General features: G+C 50.9%; 23 protein-coding genes. 14 read left to right on the forward strand and 9 right to left on the reverse strand.

Features of this window, described 5'->3' with window-relative positions:
- Positions 1–26 precede the first annotated feature (26 nt).
- Positions 27–554 (reverse strand): transcription factor, encoded by a 528-nt coding sequence (locus tag VGS11_11470; GenBank protein ID HEV2120702.1) that lies wholly within the window; start codon positions 552–554, stop codon positions 27–29.
- Between the two features lie 81 nt (positions 555–635).
- On the opposite strand from VGS11_11470, the gene VGS11_11475 reads away from it, so the two are divergent.
- From VGS11_11475 to VGS11_11495, 5 genes are all read left to right on the forward strand, one after another.
- Entirely contained in the window at positions 636–1,175 is a 540-nt protein-coding gene (locus VGS11_11475; GenBank protein ID HEV2120703.1) for a tRNA (cytidine(56)-2'-O)-methyltransferase, read from the forward strand.
- A 157-nt stretch (positions 1,176–1,332) separates the two neighbouring features.
- Entirely contained in the window at positions 1,333–1,572 is a 240-nt protein-coding gene (locus VGS11_11480) for a hypothetical protein (GenBank protein ID HEV2120704.1), read from the forward strand.
- A gap of 15 nt (positions 1,573–1,587) precedes the next feature.
- Positions 1,588–2,850 carry a bifunctional phosphopantothenoylcysteine decarboxylase/phosphopantothenate--cysteine ligase CoaBC gene (gene coaBC / locus VGS11_11485; protein HEV2120705.1) on the forward strand — a complete coding sequence of 421 codons (1,263 nt, stop codon included), beginning with the start codon at positions 1,588–1,590 and terminating at the stop codon, positions 2,848–2,850.
- 49 nt (positions 2,851–2,899) lie between these two features.
- Positions 2,900–3,652: a carbon-nitrogen hydrolase family protein gene (locus tag VGS11_11490; GenBank protein HEV2120706.1), complete on the forward strand. Its 753-nt coding sequence runs from the start codon at positions 2,900–2,902 to the stop codon at positions 3,650–3,652.
- A 21-nt stretch (positions 3,653–3,673) separates the two neighbouring features.
- Positions 3,674–4,372 carry an HAD family hydrolase gene (locus VGS11_11495; GenBank protein HEV2120707.1) on the forward strand — a complete coding sequence of 233 codons (699 nt, stop codon included), beginning with the start codon at positions 3,674–3,676 and terminating at the stop codon, positions 4,370–4,372.
- Here the strand turns inward: VGS11_11495 and VGS11_11500 are convergent.
- Positions 4,350–5,207 (reverse strand): site-specific DNA-methyltransferase, encoded by an 858-nt coding sequence (locus VGS11_11500; GenBank protein ID HEV2120708.1) that lies wholly within the window; start codon positions 5,205–5,207, stop codon positions 4,350–4,352. The genes VGS11_11495 and VGS11_11500 overlap by 23 nt on opposite strands.
- A 17-nt stretch (positions 5,208–5,224) precedes the next feature.
- Positions 5,225–5,968 (reverse strand): PAC2 family protein, encoded by a 744-nt coding sequence (locus VGS11_11505; protein HEV2120709.1) that lies wholly within the window; start codon positions 5,966–5,968, stop codon positions 5,225–5,227.
- Between the two features lie 181 nt (positions 5,969–6,149).
- Between VGS11_11505 and VGS11_11510 the strand changes: the two genes are divergently transcribed.
- The 3 genes from VGS11_11510 to VGS11_11520 all read left to right on the forward strand — a co-directional run bounded on the left by VGS11_11510 (position 6,150) and on the right by VGS11_11520 (position 9,089).
- Positions 6,150–6,395 (forward strand): hypothetical protein, encoded by a 246-nt coding sequence (locus tag VGS11_11510; GenBank protein ID HEV2120710.1) that lies wholly within the window; start codon positions 6,150–6,152, stop codon positions 6,393–6,395.
- 537 nt (positions 6,396–6,932) lie between these two features.
- Complete coding sequence (locus tag VGS11_11515; GenBank protein ID HEV2120711.1) at positions 6,933–8,531, forward strand: hypothetical protein; 1,599 nt, start codon at positions 6,933–6,935, stop codon at positions 8,529–8,531.
- A 108-nt stretch (positions 8,532–8,639) separates the two neighbouring features.
- Positions 8,640–9,089: a GNAT family N-acetyltransferase gene (locus VGS11_11520; GenBank protein ID HEV2120712.1), complete on the forward strand. Its 450-nt coding sequence runs from the start codon at positions 8,640–8,642 to the stop codon at positions 9,087–9,089.
- Between the two features lie 16 nt (positions 9,090–9,105).
- Here the strand turns inward: VGS11_11520 and VGS11_11525 are convergent, their stop codons facing one another.
- Together VGS11_11525 and VGS11_11530 are read right to left on the reverse strand one after the other, a co-directional pair.
- Positions 9,106–9,525, reverse strand: a complete 420-nt coding sequence (locus VGS11_11525) for a VOC family protein (protein ID HEV2120713.1) — start codon at positions 9,523–9,525, stop codon at positions 9,106–9,108.
- 90 nt (positions 9,526–9,615) lie between these two features.
- Complete coding sequence (locus VGS11_11530) at positions 9,616–10,173, reverse strand: VOC family protein (GenBank protein ID HEV2120714.1); 558 nt, start codon at positions 10,171–10,173, stop codon at positions 9,616–9,618.
- Between the two features lie 170 nt (positions 10,174–10,343).
- On the opposite strand from VGS11_11530, the gene VGS11_11535 reads away from it, so the two are divergent.
- Positions 10,344–11,237 (forward strand): zinc ribbon domain-containing protein, encoded by an 894-nt coding sequence (locus tag VGS11_11535; GenBank protein HEV2120715.1) that lies wholly within the window; start codon positions 10,344–10,346, stop codon positions 11,235–11,237.
- Between the two features lie 357 nt (positions 11,238–11,594).
- Here VGS11_11535 and VGS11_11540 read toward each other — a convergent pair whose 3' ends face one another.
- Positions 11,595–12,113: a hypothetical protein gene (locus VGS11_11540; GenBank protein ID HEV2120716.1), complete on the reverse strand. Its 519-nt coding sequence runs from the start codon at positions 12,111–12,113 to the stop codon at positions 11,595–11,597.
- Positions 12,114–12,140: 27 nt separating this feature from the next.
- On the opposite strand from VGS11_11540, the gene VGS11_11545 reads away from it, so the two are divergent.
- Both VGS11_11545 and VGS11_11550 read left to right on the forward strand, forming a co-directional pair.
- Positions 12,141–12,725, forward strand: coding sequence for a hypothetical protein (locus VGS11_11545; protein HEV2120717.1), 585 nt, complete (start codon positions 12,141–12,143; stop codon positions 12,723–12,725).
- 149 nt (positions 12,726–12,874) lie between these two features.
- Positions 12,875–14,458: a hypothetical protein gene (locus VGS11_11550; protein HEV2120718.1), complete on the forward strand. Its 1,584-nt coding sequence runs from the start codon at positions 12,875–12,877 to the stop codon at positions 14,456–14,458.
- Between the two features lie 32 nt (positions 14,459–14,490).
- On the opposite strand, the gene VGS11_11555 is transcribed toward VGS11_11550, so the two are convergent.
- Entirely contained in the window at positions 14,491–15,252 is a 762-nt protein-coding gene (locus tag VGS11_11555) for a nucleoside phosphorylase (protein ID HEV2120719.1), read from the reverse strand.
- Between the two features lie 118 nt (positions 15,253–15,370).
- Between VGS11_11555 and VGS11_11560 the strand changes: the two genes are divergently transcribed.
- Together VGS11_11560 and VGS11_11565 are read left to right on the forward strand one after the other, a co-directional pair.
- A complete protein-coding gene (locus VGS11_11560; protein HEV2120720.1) occupies positions 15,371–16,048 on the forward strand; it encodes an HAD-IB family phosphatase in 678 nt (225 codons plus the stop codon).
- The gene (locus VGS11_11565; GenBank protein ID HEV2120721.1) at positions 16,041–16,574 is read left to right on the forward strand and encodes a GNAT family N-acetyltransferase; all 534 of its coding nucleotides are present in this window, start codon (positions 16,041–16,043) and stop codon (positions 16,572–16,574) included. The genes VGS11_11560 and VGS11_11565 overlap by 8 nt, the downstream gene beginning before the upstream one ends.
- Positions 16,575–16,591: 17 nt before the next feature.
- Here VGS11_11565 and VGS11_11570 read toward each other — a convergent pair whose 3' ends face one another.
- Positions 16,592–16,999, reverse strand: coding sequence for a hypothetical protein (locus VGS11_11570; protein HEV2120722.1), 408 nt, complete (start codon positions 16,997–16,999; stop codon positions 16,592–16,594).
- Positions 17,000–17,088: 89 nt separating this feature from the next.
- Here VGS11_11570 and VGS11_11575 point away from each other — a divergent pair, with 89 nt between their 5' ends.
- On the forward strand, positions 17,089–17,262 hold the full coding sequence (locus VGS11_11575) for a hypothetical protein (GenBank protein HEV2120723.1): 174 nt from the start codon (positions 17,089–17,091) through the stop codon (positions 17,260–17,262).
- A 33-nt stretch (positions 17,263–17,295) separates the two neighbouring features.
- On the opposite strand, the gene VGS11_11580 is transcribed toward VGS11_11575, so the two are convergent.
- A complete protein-coding gene (locus VGS11_11580) occupies positions 17,296–17,472 on the reverse strand; it encodes a hypothetical protein (GenBank protein ID HEV2120724.1) in 177 nt (58 codons plus the stop codon).
- Between the last annotated feature and the right edge of the window lie 33 nt (positions 17,473–17,505).

A 17,505-nucleotide genomic window follows, 5' to 3' on the forward strand; every position in this document is an offset into this window, starting at 1 on the left:
GTTATCCCTCAGAAAATGTGGTCTTGTCAGGGTGCGAATGCTGATGGCCGTTCTTGGAGTTCTGATTCTATCTTTTTCGAAAGATCCTCTAGCACCTGAACTGTTCTGCTATTGTCCTCGCTGATTAGTTGGCCGTTGCAGCTACTGCACCGGAACGCGGATTCCATGGCTTCTTCGAAAGTCACTCTGACGGTGAGACAGCCCTTGCACATGAAGAAGCTGTGTCCCTTCTCGTACTCGAGGCGTGATCGCATCTTCTCCAATGCCTTCTTCTTCCTACTTCTGACGAAGGCATCCAATTGATCAGGTTGCAGTTTCCAGTGGTAGATGAACCAGCCAGTCTTCTCATCACGGCTCCGGACAACGGTGACTAGGGCATGGTTGTAGAGCTTGTAGAGAACTCTCCGAGCAGCGTTCAGCTTCACGTTTGCATTGGTCGCGATAATATCGTCAGTGGTCGTCCCGGCATCGGATAATGCTTGAACAACGCTGAGAGCCTCCTGTCCGCCGAAAAAGCTCGCCAGACGTGCAAGATCATCATGATTAGACCCCATACTCTCAGATATACCTCGGTACACCCTATATTGTGCGCTTCTCCAATTTAATGTATTAGGCTCGCAGGCCTCGTTCTGATCATGGGAAGAGTGATTGTGCTTCGCATAGGGCACCGGTTCTTTCGTGATTCAAGGGTTACGACCCATGTTTGTCTCACAGCTCGTGCCCTCGGGGCTGATGGTGTCGTCATAGCTGACCAAGAGGATAAGACTGTTGAGGCCACGATCAGAGAGGTTGAAAAGAGATTCGGAGGACGCTTCTCCATCGAGTCTGGAAAACCATGGAGGAAGGTGATTCGAGAATGGAAGGATAGCGGGGGAAGGATTGTGCATCTGACAGCATACGGTTTGCCCTTGCCTAAACTGATTGAGGCCATCGATCAGGCAAACAGGGACATTCTCGTCGTTGTAGGGTCGGAAAAGATGCCCGGAGACGTCTTCACCCTAGCTGACTGGAATGTTTCAGTGACGAATCAGCCAATGAGTGAGGTCGCCGCTCTCGCAGTCTTCCTTGATTGGCATTTGAAACATCAGGCCTTTGACAAGGCCTTTCCAAATGCGGAGGTTCGAATTGTGCCATCGCAGGATCGAAAGAACGTGGAACAACTAGAGGAAAACTGATCCGTTCAGAACGGCGAAGATGCGTCAATCTCCGGCAGGGTCCCGCCATAGTCTTTGGAGACCTCTTAACAGAAAGGGGGAACGATTGAACACCCTTGGAGCCTGAAGAACCTGTATATGTCCCAAATAGATTGAGCAGAAGAAGCTAGAACGAAAAATGAGCGCCAAGAGTATGAAAACAGCTCTCAAAGGGACCAATATCGAAGAGAAGGATGCAAAGGAGATCATAACCGGGGTCCAAGCAATGTACGACAAGATTCCGGGATTTATCAGACCCATGCTTCCGAGCCTGCCAGAGATTCTCAGACGCATTCCTTCCAGCGCCGGAAAATACACATTGAACGAGATCATCCAGCTTCTAGACTGGGCCTATGAAAGCGGACAGCTAAAGAAATAGGACTCATGGTTGGAGATGGTCCATCCTTCCAAGGACATCACCGGATCCTCTGGTACCCAACTTTCAGGGAAAAAGATCGCGCTCTTGGTGTCGAGTAGTGTCGCGTCGTTCAAAGTTCCTGAGATCGCTCGCGAGCTGATGAGACATGGAGCTGATGTGTATGCAGTTATCTCTCGGTCAGCGGAGAAGATGATTGGATCCACTCTTCTGGAGTGGGCTACGGGCAATCCAGTAGTAACGGAACTCACGGGCAAGCTAGAGCATATCGCTCTCGCTGGCAAGAGTTCGGGACACGTTGATCTAGTCCTCATCGCTCCTGCAACCGCTAACACAATCGGGAAGCTTGCATCAGGAATTGATGACACCCCAGTTACCACGGTCGCTGCGACCGCTATCGGTTCAAAACTGCCGGTTCTCATTGCCCCGGCAATGCACGAACCATTGTATGATCATCCCATAGCCCAAGAGAACATAGCCCGTCTTAAGAAAATAGGTGTCGAATTCATCGAACCAGAAATCGTCGAGGGCAAGGCAAAGATTGCGTCAACAGCGAAGATTGTTCAGGCGGTCATCACACGCCTCTCTTCTCAGCTCTCCTCTCTGAAGAGAGATCTTGAGGGGCACAGAGTGCTGGTCACCGCAGGCCCGACGATCGAGCACATAGACCCTGTCAGGGTGATAACAAACCGGTCTTCGGGGAAAATGGGCGTTGCAATTGCAGAAGAAGCGTGGTCCCGAGGCGCTGAAACAACGTTGATTCTTGGACCAGGCTCAGTTGTACCTCCTCCCAGCGTGAAGACGGTCAAGGTTGAGACGACTGAAGAAATGCTAGAAGCCACCTTGCGAGAATTGAAGAAAGGAAAACATGATCTGGTTTTTGCCGCTGCGGCTCCAAGTGACTATCGTCCGTCAAAGCCTGTTGGCCGAAAGATTAGCACGAGAAAGGAGAAGACTGTAGAGCTGGAGCTTGAGGCTACTCCGAAGATAATACGAGAGATTCGCCTTGCAAGCCCGAACTCGTTTCTCGTAGCTTTCAAGACAGAACACGGTGTTTCGAACGAGCAGCTAGTGACGGAGGCGTTCGAGATACTTAGCGAGAAAAGCGCTGATCTCGTCGCGGCCAACGATGTCTCGATAGACGGTGTTGGGTTTCAGGCTGACACCAACGAGTTGTTCGTTGTTGACGAGCGCAAGAAGGTAATCCATATTGCGTTAGCGCCAAAGCGTGAGGTTGCCCGTCAGCTGTTGGATATCGCGGTCAAGAGATTGAAAGGCTAGGCTCAGAGGGTAATCTCTAACGTCAAGGAAGATTGTTCGAGCGGCAGCAGTGCAAACAAGACCGATAGACACGTCGGTCAAAGAAACGATCTTCCGGGCCGTCAAGCAGGCAAAGCGAGCGGCTGAGAACGAGGCCGACGTCATCTGTTTGCCTGAGCATTGGTTGCCTGAGAAGACGATTCTCTCTCCAATGAGTCCCCTCCCGGGACTGCAATCGCTCGCTGAGGAGTACGGCGTGGTTGTTGTCGGAGGCGCTTTCTATGAGAGAATCAAGGGACGAATCTATCTCAACAGTCCCGTCATCGGTCGAGACGGAGAAGTTATTGGCCGGCAATCGAAGGTCCATCTGTTTTATTTTGAGAAGAAAATCGCGCGTCCAGGAAACGACTTTCAGATATTAAACGTGAATGGGTTCAAACTAGGGGTTCTAGTTTGCTATGATGTGGATTTTCCTGAGGCCGCGAGAATCCTGACACTCAGAGGCGCCGATCTACTGATGTGCCCATCAAGGATTGTGAGACAAGGAGTCGAGCCATGGCACCAATACGTTACCATTCGATCGCTGGAGAACCGGATAGCAGTTGTAGCACCCAACGTCTACTCTCCACCCTTGTTCACAGGATACAGCATGATTGTGAGTCTCAAAGAAGATCCAAAGATGAAGATCTCTTATCCGAAGGTGCGAGTCCTCAGAGAACGAGGAGGGGGGATTATCTTCGAGGACATCGATCTCGCTCTTCACGCTCGACTGCGCAAACAACGGTTCGCTGATCGGCGGCCAGAAACATACGTCTGGAATTGAGAAATACTGGCCGACAGGAGAATCCAGGGAGTTGTCTTCGATCTAGACAACACTCTCATCCAGTCCAAGAAGGGCGCTCGCCAGGGGCTTCGAATAGTCGCACGAATTTTCGCCCGACAACTGGGCAGTCGAGGATATCACTATTCTCAGGCGAATCTGTTCCGGAAGCTTCGGCTTATCGATCTGGAAATGCATGGCCGAAAATTTCTCTACAATAGAGACGTGTGGTGGGAGACACTGCTCAAACAATTGGGTCTGTCTAGGATAGGGGGCCCGTGGATTCATGAAATGACCCTTCTATACTGGAAAGCCTACGCGGCAAGTCCGTTGTTCTCCGATACGATGTCGACCATTCGTCGATTGAAGAAGGCAGGATTTAGGCTCGCAATGGTCTCCGATTCCGATGGAACCCCTGGAATGAAAATGAAGAGAATTCGTCAACAACCATTCTTGAAATTTCTAGAAGCAATAGTTGTCTCGGGAGAAGATACACCGAATGTGAAACCAAGCAAGAGACCCTTCCTACTAATCGCTGAGCGACTTGGCCTGCGCACCAAGAATTGCGTGTACATCGGTGACAATCCAAATACAGACATTGAGGGAGCGAAGGGAGTTGGAATGATGATGATTCTCGTGAGGCGTCGAGGCCCGAAGGGCGGACGCCCCGACTTCGTCGCTCGATCGTTGAGTGACGCTGCTAGGTGGGTAATGCGGGGCTGACCTGTTCGATACTGGACTGTTTTTGAAACGTAATTCTGTCGGACTCGGGGCCCATCCTTGCTCGGATGACTTCCAAGAACTCTCCCAGCTTCTCATATCCGACAAATCTGCGGCCGAGTGCCATCGCGGACTTGAGGCTGGTTCCGGATCCGAGAAAAGGGTCCAGTACCAGATCGCCTTCAATTGAGAACATTCGGATAAGTCGCCTTGGGATCTCTTCGGGGAATGCCGCTACTCGTCTATCTATTCCTTGAAGAGTTTGTCTTGTTCCGGGGAGGGTCCATACTTGGGAGAACCATTCGTTTCGTTCTTTCTTTGTGAACCTGCTCTTGTAGCGCTGTGGGTCTTTGGGCTCAAAGGTTCGGAGGCTTCCCTTGCGGAAGATCAAGATGTACTCCATGTCTAGGGTTACGTATGCGTTGGGTGGAAGGAAACCCGAGCCTAGGAAGGCTCCCTTTCCCTTGTAGCGGGGTTTGGTGGTTGGTTTTTTCCAGAGTATGTATGGGAGGGTGATTAGGCCCAGTTGCTCGAAGGCCTCTATCACGCGCGAATGGTTTGCATAGAGATGGAATATGCCGTCCTTGGTCCGAGTCGCATCACCAATGTTGATGCAGACTATCCCTCCCGGGACAAGGACTCTCTTCACCTCCCTCCACGTCTGGTTGAGGTAATCATGCATCTCATCGTAGGATTGTACGGATTCTGATTGAAAGAAATTGTCCCAGATGCTAACCATGGGGTAGGGTGGTGATGTGACGACAAGATGTGCAGAATTGTCTGCTAGTTCTCGCATCCGACGGCTGTCACCCGTGATTACGCGGAAATCAGCCGTCATCCTCAAGCAGCTACTGTTCAACCGATGTACTCAGAACTGCCTGATGATTCTTCGCCCTTATCGCTACCCTGTTTGAGCGCGGTCTCGATCTCTTTCGCCTGTCCTTCAAGTTCAGTCATGTCAATTTGCAAGCCGAGTTTCTTAACCAGGACGCGGAGGATTATCATTGCTGCACGTGGGTCGATCATGAAGCCCGAAGTTTCTCCGGAGAGAAATAGGCCTTTCAACTTCCGAACTTTTGCGAGACCAGGAATGAGTCCATTCATCCAAGTAACCGCTCCACTATCGATTATCTTTACCCCCAGCTCTTCGAGCTCTTTGACAAGGACCAATTCGCTGGCGGCACCGTAGACTTGTGGATGTTCAGCAATTGTGCCTGTTATGAAGGCGCCGACAGTTACAACTGTTTGAACTCCCAATTTCTCGGCGAGTTTCACGACGGCTTCGGAGAGACGGAATGCTCCTTCGGGCAGGATCGGTTGCGCGTCTCCGGTGTATAGGACGAGGTCGGGACCTGAGTCTTTGTTGATCCAATAAAATATTTCATGTTTCATCAGGTCAGATGTTCCATCAGGCTTGAGAAGGAGCCGAGGTGGGAGATAGTCTGAATAGAGATAGCCTAGAGGAATTGCTTTGAGAGTTTTAATGAGCTGATCGAGAACGATCTTGGCCACTCTTCCACTATCTGGAAGGCCAGCGATCAGAACCGGGGTCCTTAGCGTCGGAGTCTCGTTGAGATGAAGATCAATTCGTTCTCTCAATTCTAGATCGCGTCTGTGGAAGCTTACCCCGTTCCTCGTTGAGCAGTCCGAATGGGCCTGATAGACATTCCCATGCTAGCATCTTCACTGAATTGAGTGAAATGAGTCCCTACTTTCTCTCCGTAGAATGTTTATATTCGAGGAGCCCGGAGCCAACCCTCCCCACTCTTTAGGTGTCCATTTGGCAAAATTCATGCTGTCCCTCCGCGATGAAAGTTTTGAACTCCTACAAACCGAAGCAGAAGATCGAGGAATATCAATACAGGAATTGATCAGGGCTGTGATCATTCCTGACTGGGTCAAAATCAACACTACGACAAAACCTGCATTCGATAACGGGACCAACGGACTCAGGTCGTATCGATCCTCGACTCCTGTCCGCGACCAAGAGCAATCGTATCAGCCAACAATCAGCCGGATACGATAACACACACAACCACGCCCAACCAGCTCTCCTTCCAAAAAGGAGCTTTCCGTATTCCTGTTAAGCTATAGTAAAAGTAGCATCAGTCTTCTTGGGATATTGCTCCCTATTCTGTCGATAGCTGCACGATCAGCCCTTCCAAATTCAAGTGATGATAACGGCGATGAACGATCAGGAGCGTAAGACAGTTCTCGCAGACCACCGCGGATCGTCCTCCGGCCTCGATCTGAACTAGATTCTCCAATGGAATATGCTCTTTCCTGAAAGCGCAAGTTGCAATCATTAACTCTCTCAACTGTAACCGAGAATTTTTGATGATATCCGCCGCCCTTAAGCATTCAAGCCTTCAATTTCATTCAAGCCTATCCTAGTATCTGGGAGGTGCCTCATGTCGCTTATCGCGTGAAGGACCCCCGGTCTGCCCATTTTCTGCCTAATTTGCTCATGTCGGCCGGTTGTTTTAGCTATCAAAAGCTCGCCTCATGTATCGTTTGAGGGCAACCGATTTATTGCAGGTTCTAAAGAGATCAATGAATACTATTGAAGACCAGGCCGAAAATTGTTGTTACTTTCATACCTCTGATAATGGCCGCCTTGCTTGTCGCCTCTGCTTCTGCATTACCTGTTCTAAGTGTCAGCTCGCCGAGTACCGCAAATTACTTGTTGACAGCGCTTGTCCAGACATCACAGAGCTGCGTCGCTACTCCTGCGAACTTTAGCGGCATAGCATGCCAGAACTCATCTCCCCCACCTGTCTTCATTCAGGTCCAGGACGACGGGCATTGCGCGTTAAACGCTGCTGGCTGTCTGTTCTCCCCGAACAGTGCAACTGCTAGCATCGGCCAATTAGTTGTCTGGCAGAACAACGGGAAGCTCAACCATACTGTGACCTCCGACTCGTCCCAGTACCCCGTTACCCTGTTTCTACGCAATTCTTCCTTCTTCTTCAACTCTTCAGGGTCCTACGTATTCGCTTCACCCGGGACCTTCAACTACCACGACCAGGCCTATCCCTGGATGAAAGGAACGATTACTGTAAACAGTATACCCGCGCCGGCTCCGGTTATCCGTGACTTCACCGCAACGGGACCAGTTAACTGGACGGTTGTTGGTCTAGACCAGGAGAAAGCATTACTAAGCATAGGTCATCGCATCGATGTCTACAATACTACTTCAAACACTCACACGCTTCTTGCCAGCGAATCTGGCGTCCTCGAGGACTCGATCAATCTGTCGACTCGCGTCGAATCAGCGGACCTAACCCGCATACTCAACAGTCTGCCTTACGTGTACGGCTACGGATATGGAGGCGGATACGGGCCTAACCCACCTTTACTCTTCACTGGACCAGGAACATTGTACCCAGTATCCTTCTACACGCCACCAGAGGTCTACACGATCTGGTGGGTTAACGGCCCACTCTCTATGGGTTCTATCGTCGAGGTCTTGACTACGACTGGAAGCGTTCGAGGTTCTCAGACAGTTAGTCTGGGAACTAGCCTCGGATCCAAGGACGCATGGGTTGTCGGCTCGCAGTTCAAAGAACAATACAGCCAGCCTCCGCCTGCTCTCTTGCCGAACCAAAACTATCCACAGTATTTCGTCGCAAACAATAGCGTCGCAACTTCTCTCCAGCTTGACTATGGGAAAGCATCTGATCTTTTGCTATCGACCTCTGACAAAATCGACCAGTCTTATCAGTTTGGATATGTCTATCCAACTGGGTCGGTCTTGGGTGGAGGAGGGTTCTATGGCTTCCCAGGACCATTTCCGTTCTACGGCGGTGGAGGAATAACATTGAACCAGCCGGTCACGGTTCTTAGAACCCAGCAGACGTCGCTGACTTTCAACCTGAACTTGAACTCAACAAACATCGACTTAAACAGCAACGCGAGCCCGCCCGTCACCACAAATAACCCCACGAACACCAACCCATCATCCGGCAGCACAACCAACACGCACCCTACTGGGAGCCTCCAAGGCTCGCTAACATCTATGCTCTACACGATCGCGGGAATCGTTGTAACATCACTGGTCGGTGGTGTGCTTTGGCTGTTTCGAAGGACTCGAATAAGCAAACAGTCTTTTCCTCAGACCTCGCCAGCCTCAACAGATTCCGGGCCACAGCCTCGGACCTAGAAACCAGCCCTTCCCTTTTTCTTCCCGAATTCTCCAATCTTATTTCAGGGGGACTGAAGATCGAATTCCATCGTATGAATATCGGGACTCTTTCATGAAGGGTCAGGGTTGGAACAACTGCGCGTTCGAAGATACGAGAAGATAGACGAGAAGAGAGTGCTTTCTCTCGCTGAAAAATATGCGTCTTGGGACGCAAGCCTGTCTGAACCTGATATTCAAGGGTTCCAAGCCTCGGAACCTGATCTGTTTCTCGTCGCGGAGGTTAGCAAGGTCGTAGTAGGCTTCGCTTACGGCCGAGAATCGAAAAATGTCCCGGACGAGGTTCTACGGAGGTGGAAGGCGACAAAGGTTGGGTCGGTAGAGGTCCTAGCTGTCGAGGAACAGCATAGACGAAAGGGAACCGCCACACTGCTCCTCGATCATCTATTCGCGGTTTTCAAGGAGAGAGGAATCGATACTGTGACTCTGTCTGTGCCTGCAGACGAGAATGGGGCCAAACAGCTGTATGATAAGCTGGGTTTTGAAACGAGAGGCTACTTCATGAAAAAGAAGCTCTAGCCGAGTTCGAAATCAGCTAACTAGGCTTCTTGCTCGCAATTCGATTCTTATTCGCATCCTCATAATTCGAAACCTCTAGAAGGTTTAGGTCGGGGTCCCGAAAATACACAGACATCATTCGGCCCAGCGCACCCGTTCTTTTGACTGGGCCCTCGAGTATTCGAGTCTTTGACAATTCGAGGCGTTTGACGACATCCTGGATGGGGGTTGAAGTTACGAAACATAGGTCCGCGGAGCCCGGCGTGGGTCTGTTGGCCTTCGGTTCCACTTCCTTGCCTGCTTCGTGGAGGTTAATCTTCTGCGAGCCGAAGCTCAATGCCTTGCGACCATTCTCGAATGTCACAACTTCCATGCCGAGGACACTCGAATAGAACGTGCATGTTGTCTCGACATTTCTTACAGTTAGGACGAGATGATCGAGTCTATCTAATTTCATACGTATTGCCTATCATTAGATTGGAAGCGTTTGTGTAGAAAAAGAGGTTGAGCGAAGCCGAAGCTTCGCCCATTGAGGTTAGTGTTCGAGCTAGTTTTGTGCGACTTTGGCTTCTTCCGTCCGGCCGGGGTGTTCGTTTTGGGCGAACATCGCCATCGCCTGCTTCTGTTTCTCGTCTTTCTCTTTCTTTGACATGCTGACTTGCTGGGCTATTGACCAGTGGTGGCCGTAGGGGTCTGTAAGTTGTCCGTATCGTTCACCCCAGAATTGATTGTCCAATGGCATGGTGGCCTTGGCGCCTGCGTCGATTGCTTGCTGCCAGATCTTGTCGACATTGTTGATGTAGACATGCAATGTAACGGGGCTGTTGCCGATGGCCTGGGCGGATTGGGCGCCGCCTGGGAACGTGTCCGACAGCATTACTATCGAGTCGCCGATTCTGATCCTTGCGTGCATTATTTTTCCGTCAGGGACGGCTTGTCGAGCTAGCTCCCTTGCACCGAAGACTTTTTTGTACCAGTCGATGGCTGCGGCTGCACCATTGATGGCGAGGTAGGGTGTTACTGTCCTGAATCCCGGTGGGATGGGTGCCTTCTTCAATTTTGCAGGTTTCTTCGCTTTTGCCTTTTTGGATTTGGATTTAGGCATGGTCGGGGGCTAGTGAATCCGTGGACTAAAACCTTGCTAGTGAATTTCTGATCAAGCGACACTCTTTGACTACAATTCCCATGCAACTGACTAAGTAGCAAAAAACATCCAGAATCCCGATACTGTTATTTCCGCGCCGCAGACTCTGCCTTTATGTCAAGAGGGTCGGGATGTCCGCTGCTCTGGTTTGTCCCCGCTGTGGCTTTGCAAATCCAATTGGAGCTACTTTCTGTGCGAGATGCGCGGAACGCCTAACCCCCGCGATGCAAGCCCGGGCGACACCTGGGACACAGGTAGGCCCTCAACCCGCTCGGTCCTATACGGCCCAACTTAGTCAGGCGTCTAGAACAGATGTCAGCAGGACTGAGACAGGTCTTCTGCTGCTCATCTTCGGAATTCTTCTTGGACCGATCCCGTATGTGAATTTCATAGGTGGAATTCTTGCAATCATAGGCGCCATTCTGGTAATTCTTGGACGACAGGCTTTTGGAATGAGACACTCCAGGTTTGTCATTCTCTCGTTGATACTCTATCTTGTCGGCCTAGCGATCGCAATCGTGAACACTTTCGCATTCGTGTTCTCGTTAGTCTCAGCAAGCCTCGCCAGCGGAACGTCGACCTCCATCGGGCAGTATTTTTCTACTGCCTTCAACGAGTTTCTTATTGTAGCAATCGTCGCGTCGGCTGTGAGCGGCATAGCTGTTCTCCTCTTCACATACGCACTTCAGACCTCTACTGGAAAATTGTTGTTGTGGACCGGATATGTCGCAAGTTTAGTCACCGGTATTCTGGTATTCTACCTGGTGAGTCAAGCACTCACCAACGCAATACAACAAGCAACCTCAGGCAACCCTGCTAACACACTCTCTCTGATCACTTCTCTCCAAGCTCTCCAAGGCCAAGTACAATTATTGGGCTTGCTGGCACTCATTCCCGCGACGATAAATGCTACAGCATATTACTTGGTCCGGTCGAGGATAAGGAGTGGAGAACTCCCGGAAGTTCCCAAGTCTTCTAGTCCTCAGGTTCCATCTCCAAGCCCCGGGACAATGGTCGCAAAATAGTTTTCAGAAAAAATGAGTGATCAGACAGGTACCTTTTGGGTCAGAAAGATTCCCTCCTGAGGAGCAATGCTTAACGGACACCAAGAACTCTAGAAGCAATGAGCTTCCATCATGGGCGAGGAAGATCCTTCGCACAGGACTCCCCTAGGAGAGCCAGAAAGGCTGAGCCCTTCCAATGGGGAGGCACACACGAACGCGAATGAACTGCCCGAAGTCGCTCACGGAAGGATGTTGTGCCTGGCTCACGGTCGCATGTGTTATCGAAGAATCTCTCGGGTCGGCCTCGGCGAATGGATCTGTCCTGACGAAAGACACGGAACCCCGATAAAGAGTTCCTAAAGGACCTGTCCCTTCAACCTATGCTAAAATTAGCGAGTAGACCGGATGAACTTCCATCCACCCATGGTTATTGTCTAGAACATAAGGTCCGGTCACTGTGATGTTTTGGCGTACACTCGGTATGGGAATCTGGTTAGAATAGTTCTGACAAGATAGAACAGCATCTTGCTGACTGACCGTGGTTGCACAAATGATCTCAGCCAACAGGTCCCCCGGCAGATAATCGTTGTTTGCGCCGTTGAGCAGGTTGACGTATTGCAGGTCAAGATGGAACCATACGTGGTAGTCTCCATCAAACTCCGCGATCGCACTGTCTACGATCCCAGAAACAGTCACGCAATCCTTGACCGCTCGCAGTCTTGCAGGATTGTAAACGTGGCTCCTAATGTTGGTCGGGTCTCTGCAGAGAGAGGAAGTACCCACTATCGATGCTTCACGTGAATAGTAGATGGCAGCACCCACCGCCGCTACCACAACTAGGATCAGAGCGATAATCGGTAACGGTTTCATCTTGAGCAAGGAATTTCCATCGACCAAATCAGATAGACTTTAAGCCATCCAAATATGATAGGAGTCTACCTGCGGATATTCATGGTCGTAAGGTCGTTTCTAAGGGCTATCATCTCTCTTGTAGGCGCCGCGCTTCCTCTCCTCTTCTTATCAGGCTCCTATTCACCACTCGGGGCTTATCTTCCCAGCCTACTGAACGTACTTGGCAAGGACAGCTCCCTGGGAAGTCTTCTCGGAATCCAGGCCAGTCCGGCCCTACCTATTGGGGCAGCTGGATTGACCGGGTTCGCGACGTACAGCGTCTTACAACGGGTGCTGAGCACTGCACAAGCGGCGACTTACTCGCGGCCAAACATTGACATGTCGCAGATGATGCGTCAGGTCCAGAACATGATGCCTGCAGGGGTGGGCGTTCAACGGGGAAACGCGCGTCCAGTAAACTTGCCCAATGATATGACCCGGTCACAGCTGTTGATCTTGACAAGATACCAGCAGGGGTTTGGAAAGCCAAAGGATGTTGCCAAAAACCTCTCGATGGACAAGAAACAGGTTGAGAGGGAAACGAACGTGTTGCAGACGAACGGCTATCTCACCGGGAAAAACAAGCTTACCTCCAAGGCTCTAGAAACAATTTCCTAGACTCCGAGGATCGCGAGCTTGCCCTCAAGCGTGGCGAAGCCCTATCAGTTGATTGTCACCGGGTCCTGAAAGATTCGAAGCCCCAAAGTCTATTGCTTCGGAAAACGATAGTTCGAACCTCGGCCTTAGCTTGCCTCTGGGAAAAACGCATGATCCGCTTCGTTAGTCCCCTGATTCGTCCGAAATCCAGAGGGCTCTTGCTGTTTCCGTTGATCCTCAGTCTCGCTCTATCTGGCAATCCGCTGAATCACTATTCGCAGCAGTCTGTAAGCGGTTCTCCCTTGGGCTCCTATCGGTCTAGCGGTCAAGCTCTTCGCTCGGCCTCGGTCGCTTCGGCCGTTCCCTATGATGAGCAGGTCGGTGTCACATTCACGCAGAATTTTTCAGAACTAGCCTTCAACGTGACGGCTGTCGCGTTTACGGGTCCCGACAACGTCGGCCCCGGGTATCTGGTCAACGGTCTGACAGATTCCGGCTATTGGTACCAAGTTGGTCTCTCCTACAATTGGCCACTCACGTCAGGTGCGGTAAACTCGGGATTCAGCATGAACTATGAAGTCTTCGATTCCAACGGTTTTTCCATTGATCCGTCCAACGGTGGAGGAGGACTCCAGAGCTTCAATAGGGCAGTAAGTGCAGGAGATCTTGTACTACTCAGTCTCAACTTTTCCTCGGGGTCCGTCGTGATGCAGGCCATGGACTGGCAAACCAGAGCAGTTTCGTCACACTCATACACAGCATTTGGCACCATCTTTGTCGGCCTTCAATCCAGGCTGGACTCTCCGAACGGGTTTTTCTCAGGATTGATGACTGAGCAATACCATCGTAGTCCATACTACGGAGCCGGGCTCCCGGTCACGTACAATGCGATCGGAACCGGTCTTTCATCTGCTTGGATGTGGATGGATGAATGGGATACAAACACAGGACTCTCTCTCTTCAGAGACAACACTACCCAACCAGTCTCACTAAGTGCATCTCTCGGCCAGTACTTCTCCTCGAATGGTACCGCCGAGGTAGCTAGTGCTCATGGGTTGGTAACGGGACTGACGCCGGTCGTATATCCTACCTTGGACGCGAGCCCTCCAATAACAGGACGCCCTGGCTATCAGATCTCGATCCCGATAACTATCAACGATACGGAAGCAGGAACAATAAGGTTCACGAATCTAACTATCTCGACAAGTTTCGGCAAATACAACTTCTCCCTCGAAACGCCTTTCTCCTTTGGTCAGGGGTATACAGCGTACAATTCGGTCATAAACGTCCCATCTGGTCTTAGACCTGGAAATTACAATGTGTCGATTGACATCCGGTCTTGGCAGTATCTGGATTCTCAAGCCCAAGAATGGATTCCGCTCTGGCCGTCGGGCCTCAACGAGACCCTGATTCTTACAAACAATCCGATCACGTCCACCAATCCCGGCTCAAATCCACCCAGCTCCGGTCGGGGCCCGTCTACATCCACCAACAAGACAACGCCATCACCCAGCCCACTGCTAGGAATAATTCGTTCCATCATCATACCCGTCGTCGTGGGATACGGAGCGCTGGTGTCGTTAGCTGTTGCACTCCTGATCAGACAAGAACGGAAACGGTCCAATAAGGGTCCGACTCCAATCATAACATATTGTCAGAGCTGTGGCACGGAAATGGGCTCTGGAGTCTTCATGTGCCCGAATTGCGGTCTTGCACAGGCGCAACTAGCCTTGCTCAATAACGCAAGGAGTTGAGGAGATAACTGGGATCGTTTCCCGAAACCCGTTTATGTCCGCAGGGTTGTGATTGCTTCCAAGACCACTTCCCCTGCCCGCTTCAACGCATTTCTAAGCTCGGGGCGTCCGAATCCTGGTTTCCAGTCTCTCCACAGCTCATCGCTCACGACTAGTAGGTTGCAGACTTCTATGTTCCGATAGACTCCAATCGCGTACATGGCGGATGTTTCCATGTCTACGCCTAGGACGTTGCGTAGTCGATATTCCTCGATAGTCGTCACCAGCTCCCGATAAGGCGCGTCGGTAGTCCAGATAGGACCGGTGTATGCGACAATCCCCTTTTTCAAGCGCGCCTTCTCAAGCGCGCGCACAAGGCGCTGAGCTGGGCGAAGCCCCTCTTCACTTGACAGGTAGTGCGGCGAGGTTCCCTCTTCTCTGATACATGAGGTTGGAATGAAACAAGTACCGATCGGTGCTTCGGGTTGAATGCTGCCAGCGAGTCCTAGCCCTATGAAGACTCGTACCCCGCAAGCGATCAACTCTTCCATGACCATGACGGTTGCAGGCGCCCCTAACGGGAGGTTCACAAACGAGACCCTTCTACCGCCGACCTCTCCGTCATAGAGCGGAAACCGCGGCCCCCACCACCACGATGGAGAAGGCTTTGCCTTGACCGTTTTGGCAAGAGACTTTACTGTCTTGAGGTCCCATGAACCTACAACGATCGGATTCAGTCCAAGTCGGTCGATCGAAACGCCGTGTTGGGATGCCCAGAATTCCACGGCAGCACGAGCCGTGAAACGCTCGCTCATGGGATGAAGAAAATCGCTAGCCATGATAGGCTTTGCGTGAACCTTTTCCGAACCTGTTGCAAGCTCATTGTTTTCAATATCTATCTAATGCTGGTCAGGTAGAGAAGTCTCGTTTGGAATGAAGCTCGCAGTACTAAGCGACTTTGACGGCACAGTTACTCTCAATGACACGTTCCAGAATGTTGTGGAGAAACTCGGTCAAGGCGACTGGAGAGCTGTTGATGACCAATATGTCAGGGGAGAAATCACACTTGACGAATGCCTCCGAAGACAGGGCGGAATGGTAAGAGCGTCAAAATCCCAGATCTTGAAGGAACTCGATCAAGTTACCAAGTTCAGATCCGGCTTCGACAATTTAGCCGAATATTGCCAGACACACCACTACCCGCTCGTCGTGGTCAGTGCAGGTCTGGACTTCGTCATCAAACACTTTCTAACGCGCGAGAATCTGATGGACAAAGTGGAATTGTTCGCGGCAACGGCGAAATGCATGCCAACCGGCATCAAATTCGACTTTCTCAAACTGAAGGACAAACGATCAATTAGCTTCAAAGATGACATCGTCAGATACTATAGGACGAAGGCTGAAGCGGTCGCCTACATCGGGGATGGACGATGGGATCTACAGGCCCTGAGAAACGCAGACTTGAGATTCGCGATTAAAAATTCTAAGCTCGCGGAGCTTTGCAAGGAACAGGAGATTCAAACAACTACAGTTGCCAATTTCACAGAAGTCGTTACTTCTCTTCAGAAGAAAATGTCCGAACGAAACTCGTGGCGGGAAGAGAGTGAATAGGAAACTGTCTCCTTTCGGTCCTTTCTATTGCGTGTTCCGATGGGATCTGTCCAAATTCGACAACCAGGAATCCAATCAACCTGTAGGGATCCGAGTCAGGCTTGCCTCAGAGGGCGAAATAGGAGCTGTAGCTGAGGTATGGTACACAGGTCTTAGAGAGGAGGAAGGTTCTCCATGGGAGAATTACCTCAAGAAATGGACACCGAACAGTGCCGCAAGATGGTTTCTAGATTCTACGAAACGACTGGGCGCGAAGTTTTTGATTGTCGACAGGGAGGAGAAGATTGTTGGGATCAACGGGATAATCTCGGAGAAAAACTCAGGCAAGGGCCGGTTTTTCACTGGAGTAGTTGTCTCGCCTAATCATCGAAGACAAGGAATCGGGTCTCTGCTTCTCCATCAAACGCTCTTAGTCCTGAAGAAAGAAGGCCTTCTATACGCCGAAGTTGAAACCATCCAAGGAATACCTGCGGCGAAATATCTCTATACCAAATACGAGGGAAAGAGCATCCAGGTGCCCGCGTAGAGAAGCTATCTATCTGACTACGACTCAGATTGTAACTCTTGTTTCGTCCTGTTTGCCTTGTCCGTAAGGATGTCTATCGCGTCTTCCAGCCTCTTGCACTTCTCCTTCTCAGACACAAGCGCTGCCAGTAGTTCGTTGATCTTGCTGAGCGCGTAATCCATACTTCGGTTGATCTGTCCCAGTGGCACATAGTCTAGCCGGCGTGGCATGGTCGAGAACAACTGTCGTTGAGCCGCATTGATCTCGCTCATCTTGGCGGAGTCGGTCGCGCCGAGCCAGGTCACTTCTCGCGCCGTCTTCAGACTCTCATACAATTGATTCTGCAGTTCGATGTAGGCGTTCCAGTAAACGAGCCAAGACTCGTTGAACTCGTCAAACGTCTGCTCTATCCTTTTACTCTTCTCCGAATTCGAACTGGATGACAATGCTGATGGTTGAAGAGACCGCGCCCGGTAAATGTGTTGCGGGGATCAAGTAGCGACTGTTTATGAGTAGCGATGCGAGGCCCGCTCAGATGGTAATCTTAGTGGAACATCTTTGCGACAGATGCGGTGGCCAGTTCGAATACAGCGAACTCAACGCGCAGGAAAAACAGATTCTCGACCCAACTGGAAAGTGGAAGACAGAGCGCACCTATCGATGCTTTGACTGCGAGAAAGAAGCCTTACTCGGTCAAGGCCCACCCTGACTGGTGGACGGATTCGGACCTCGTTATTGGAGCCTATCTCTTCTTGAGCGCCGCGGACTCGACCTTGCCATGGACCCTTACCGTCCCAACTCGCAAGGATGAAGTTGCGAGCTCCATGGTCACATCGAAATTGAACGCATAGTCTTTCTCAGCCATTTTCTCCAAGACCTCTGCAAGAGAGGAAGGAGACGATCCATTCTTCTGGGGCATGATGACCGAGTTTGCTATCCGCGCCTTGAGTAT

The sequence above is a fragment of the Candidatus Bathyarchaeia archaeon genome, assembly GCA_035935655.1.
Classification (GTDB): domain Archaea; phylum Thermoproteota; class Bathyarchaeia; order 40CM-2-53-6; family 40CM-2-53-6; genus 40CM-2-53-6.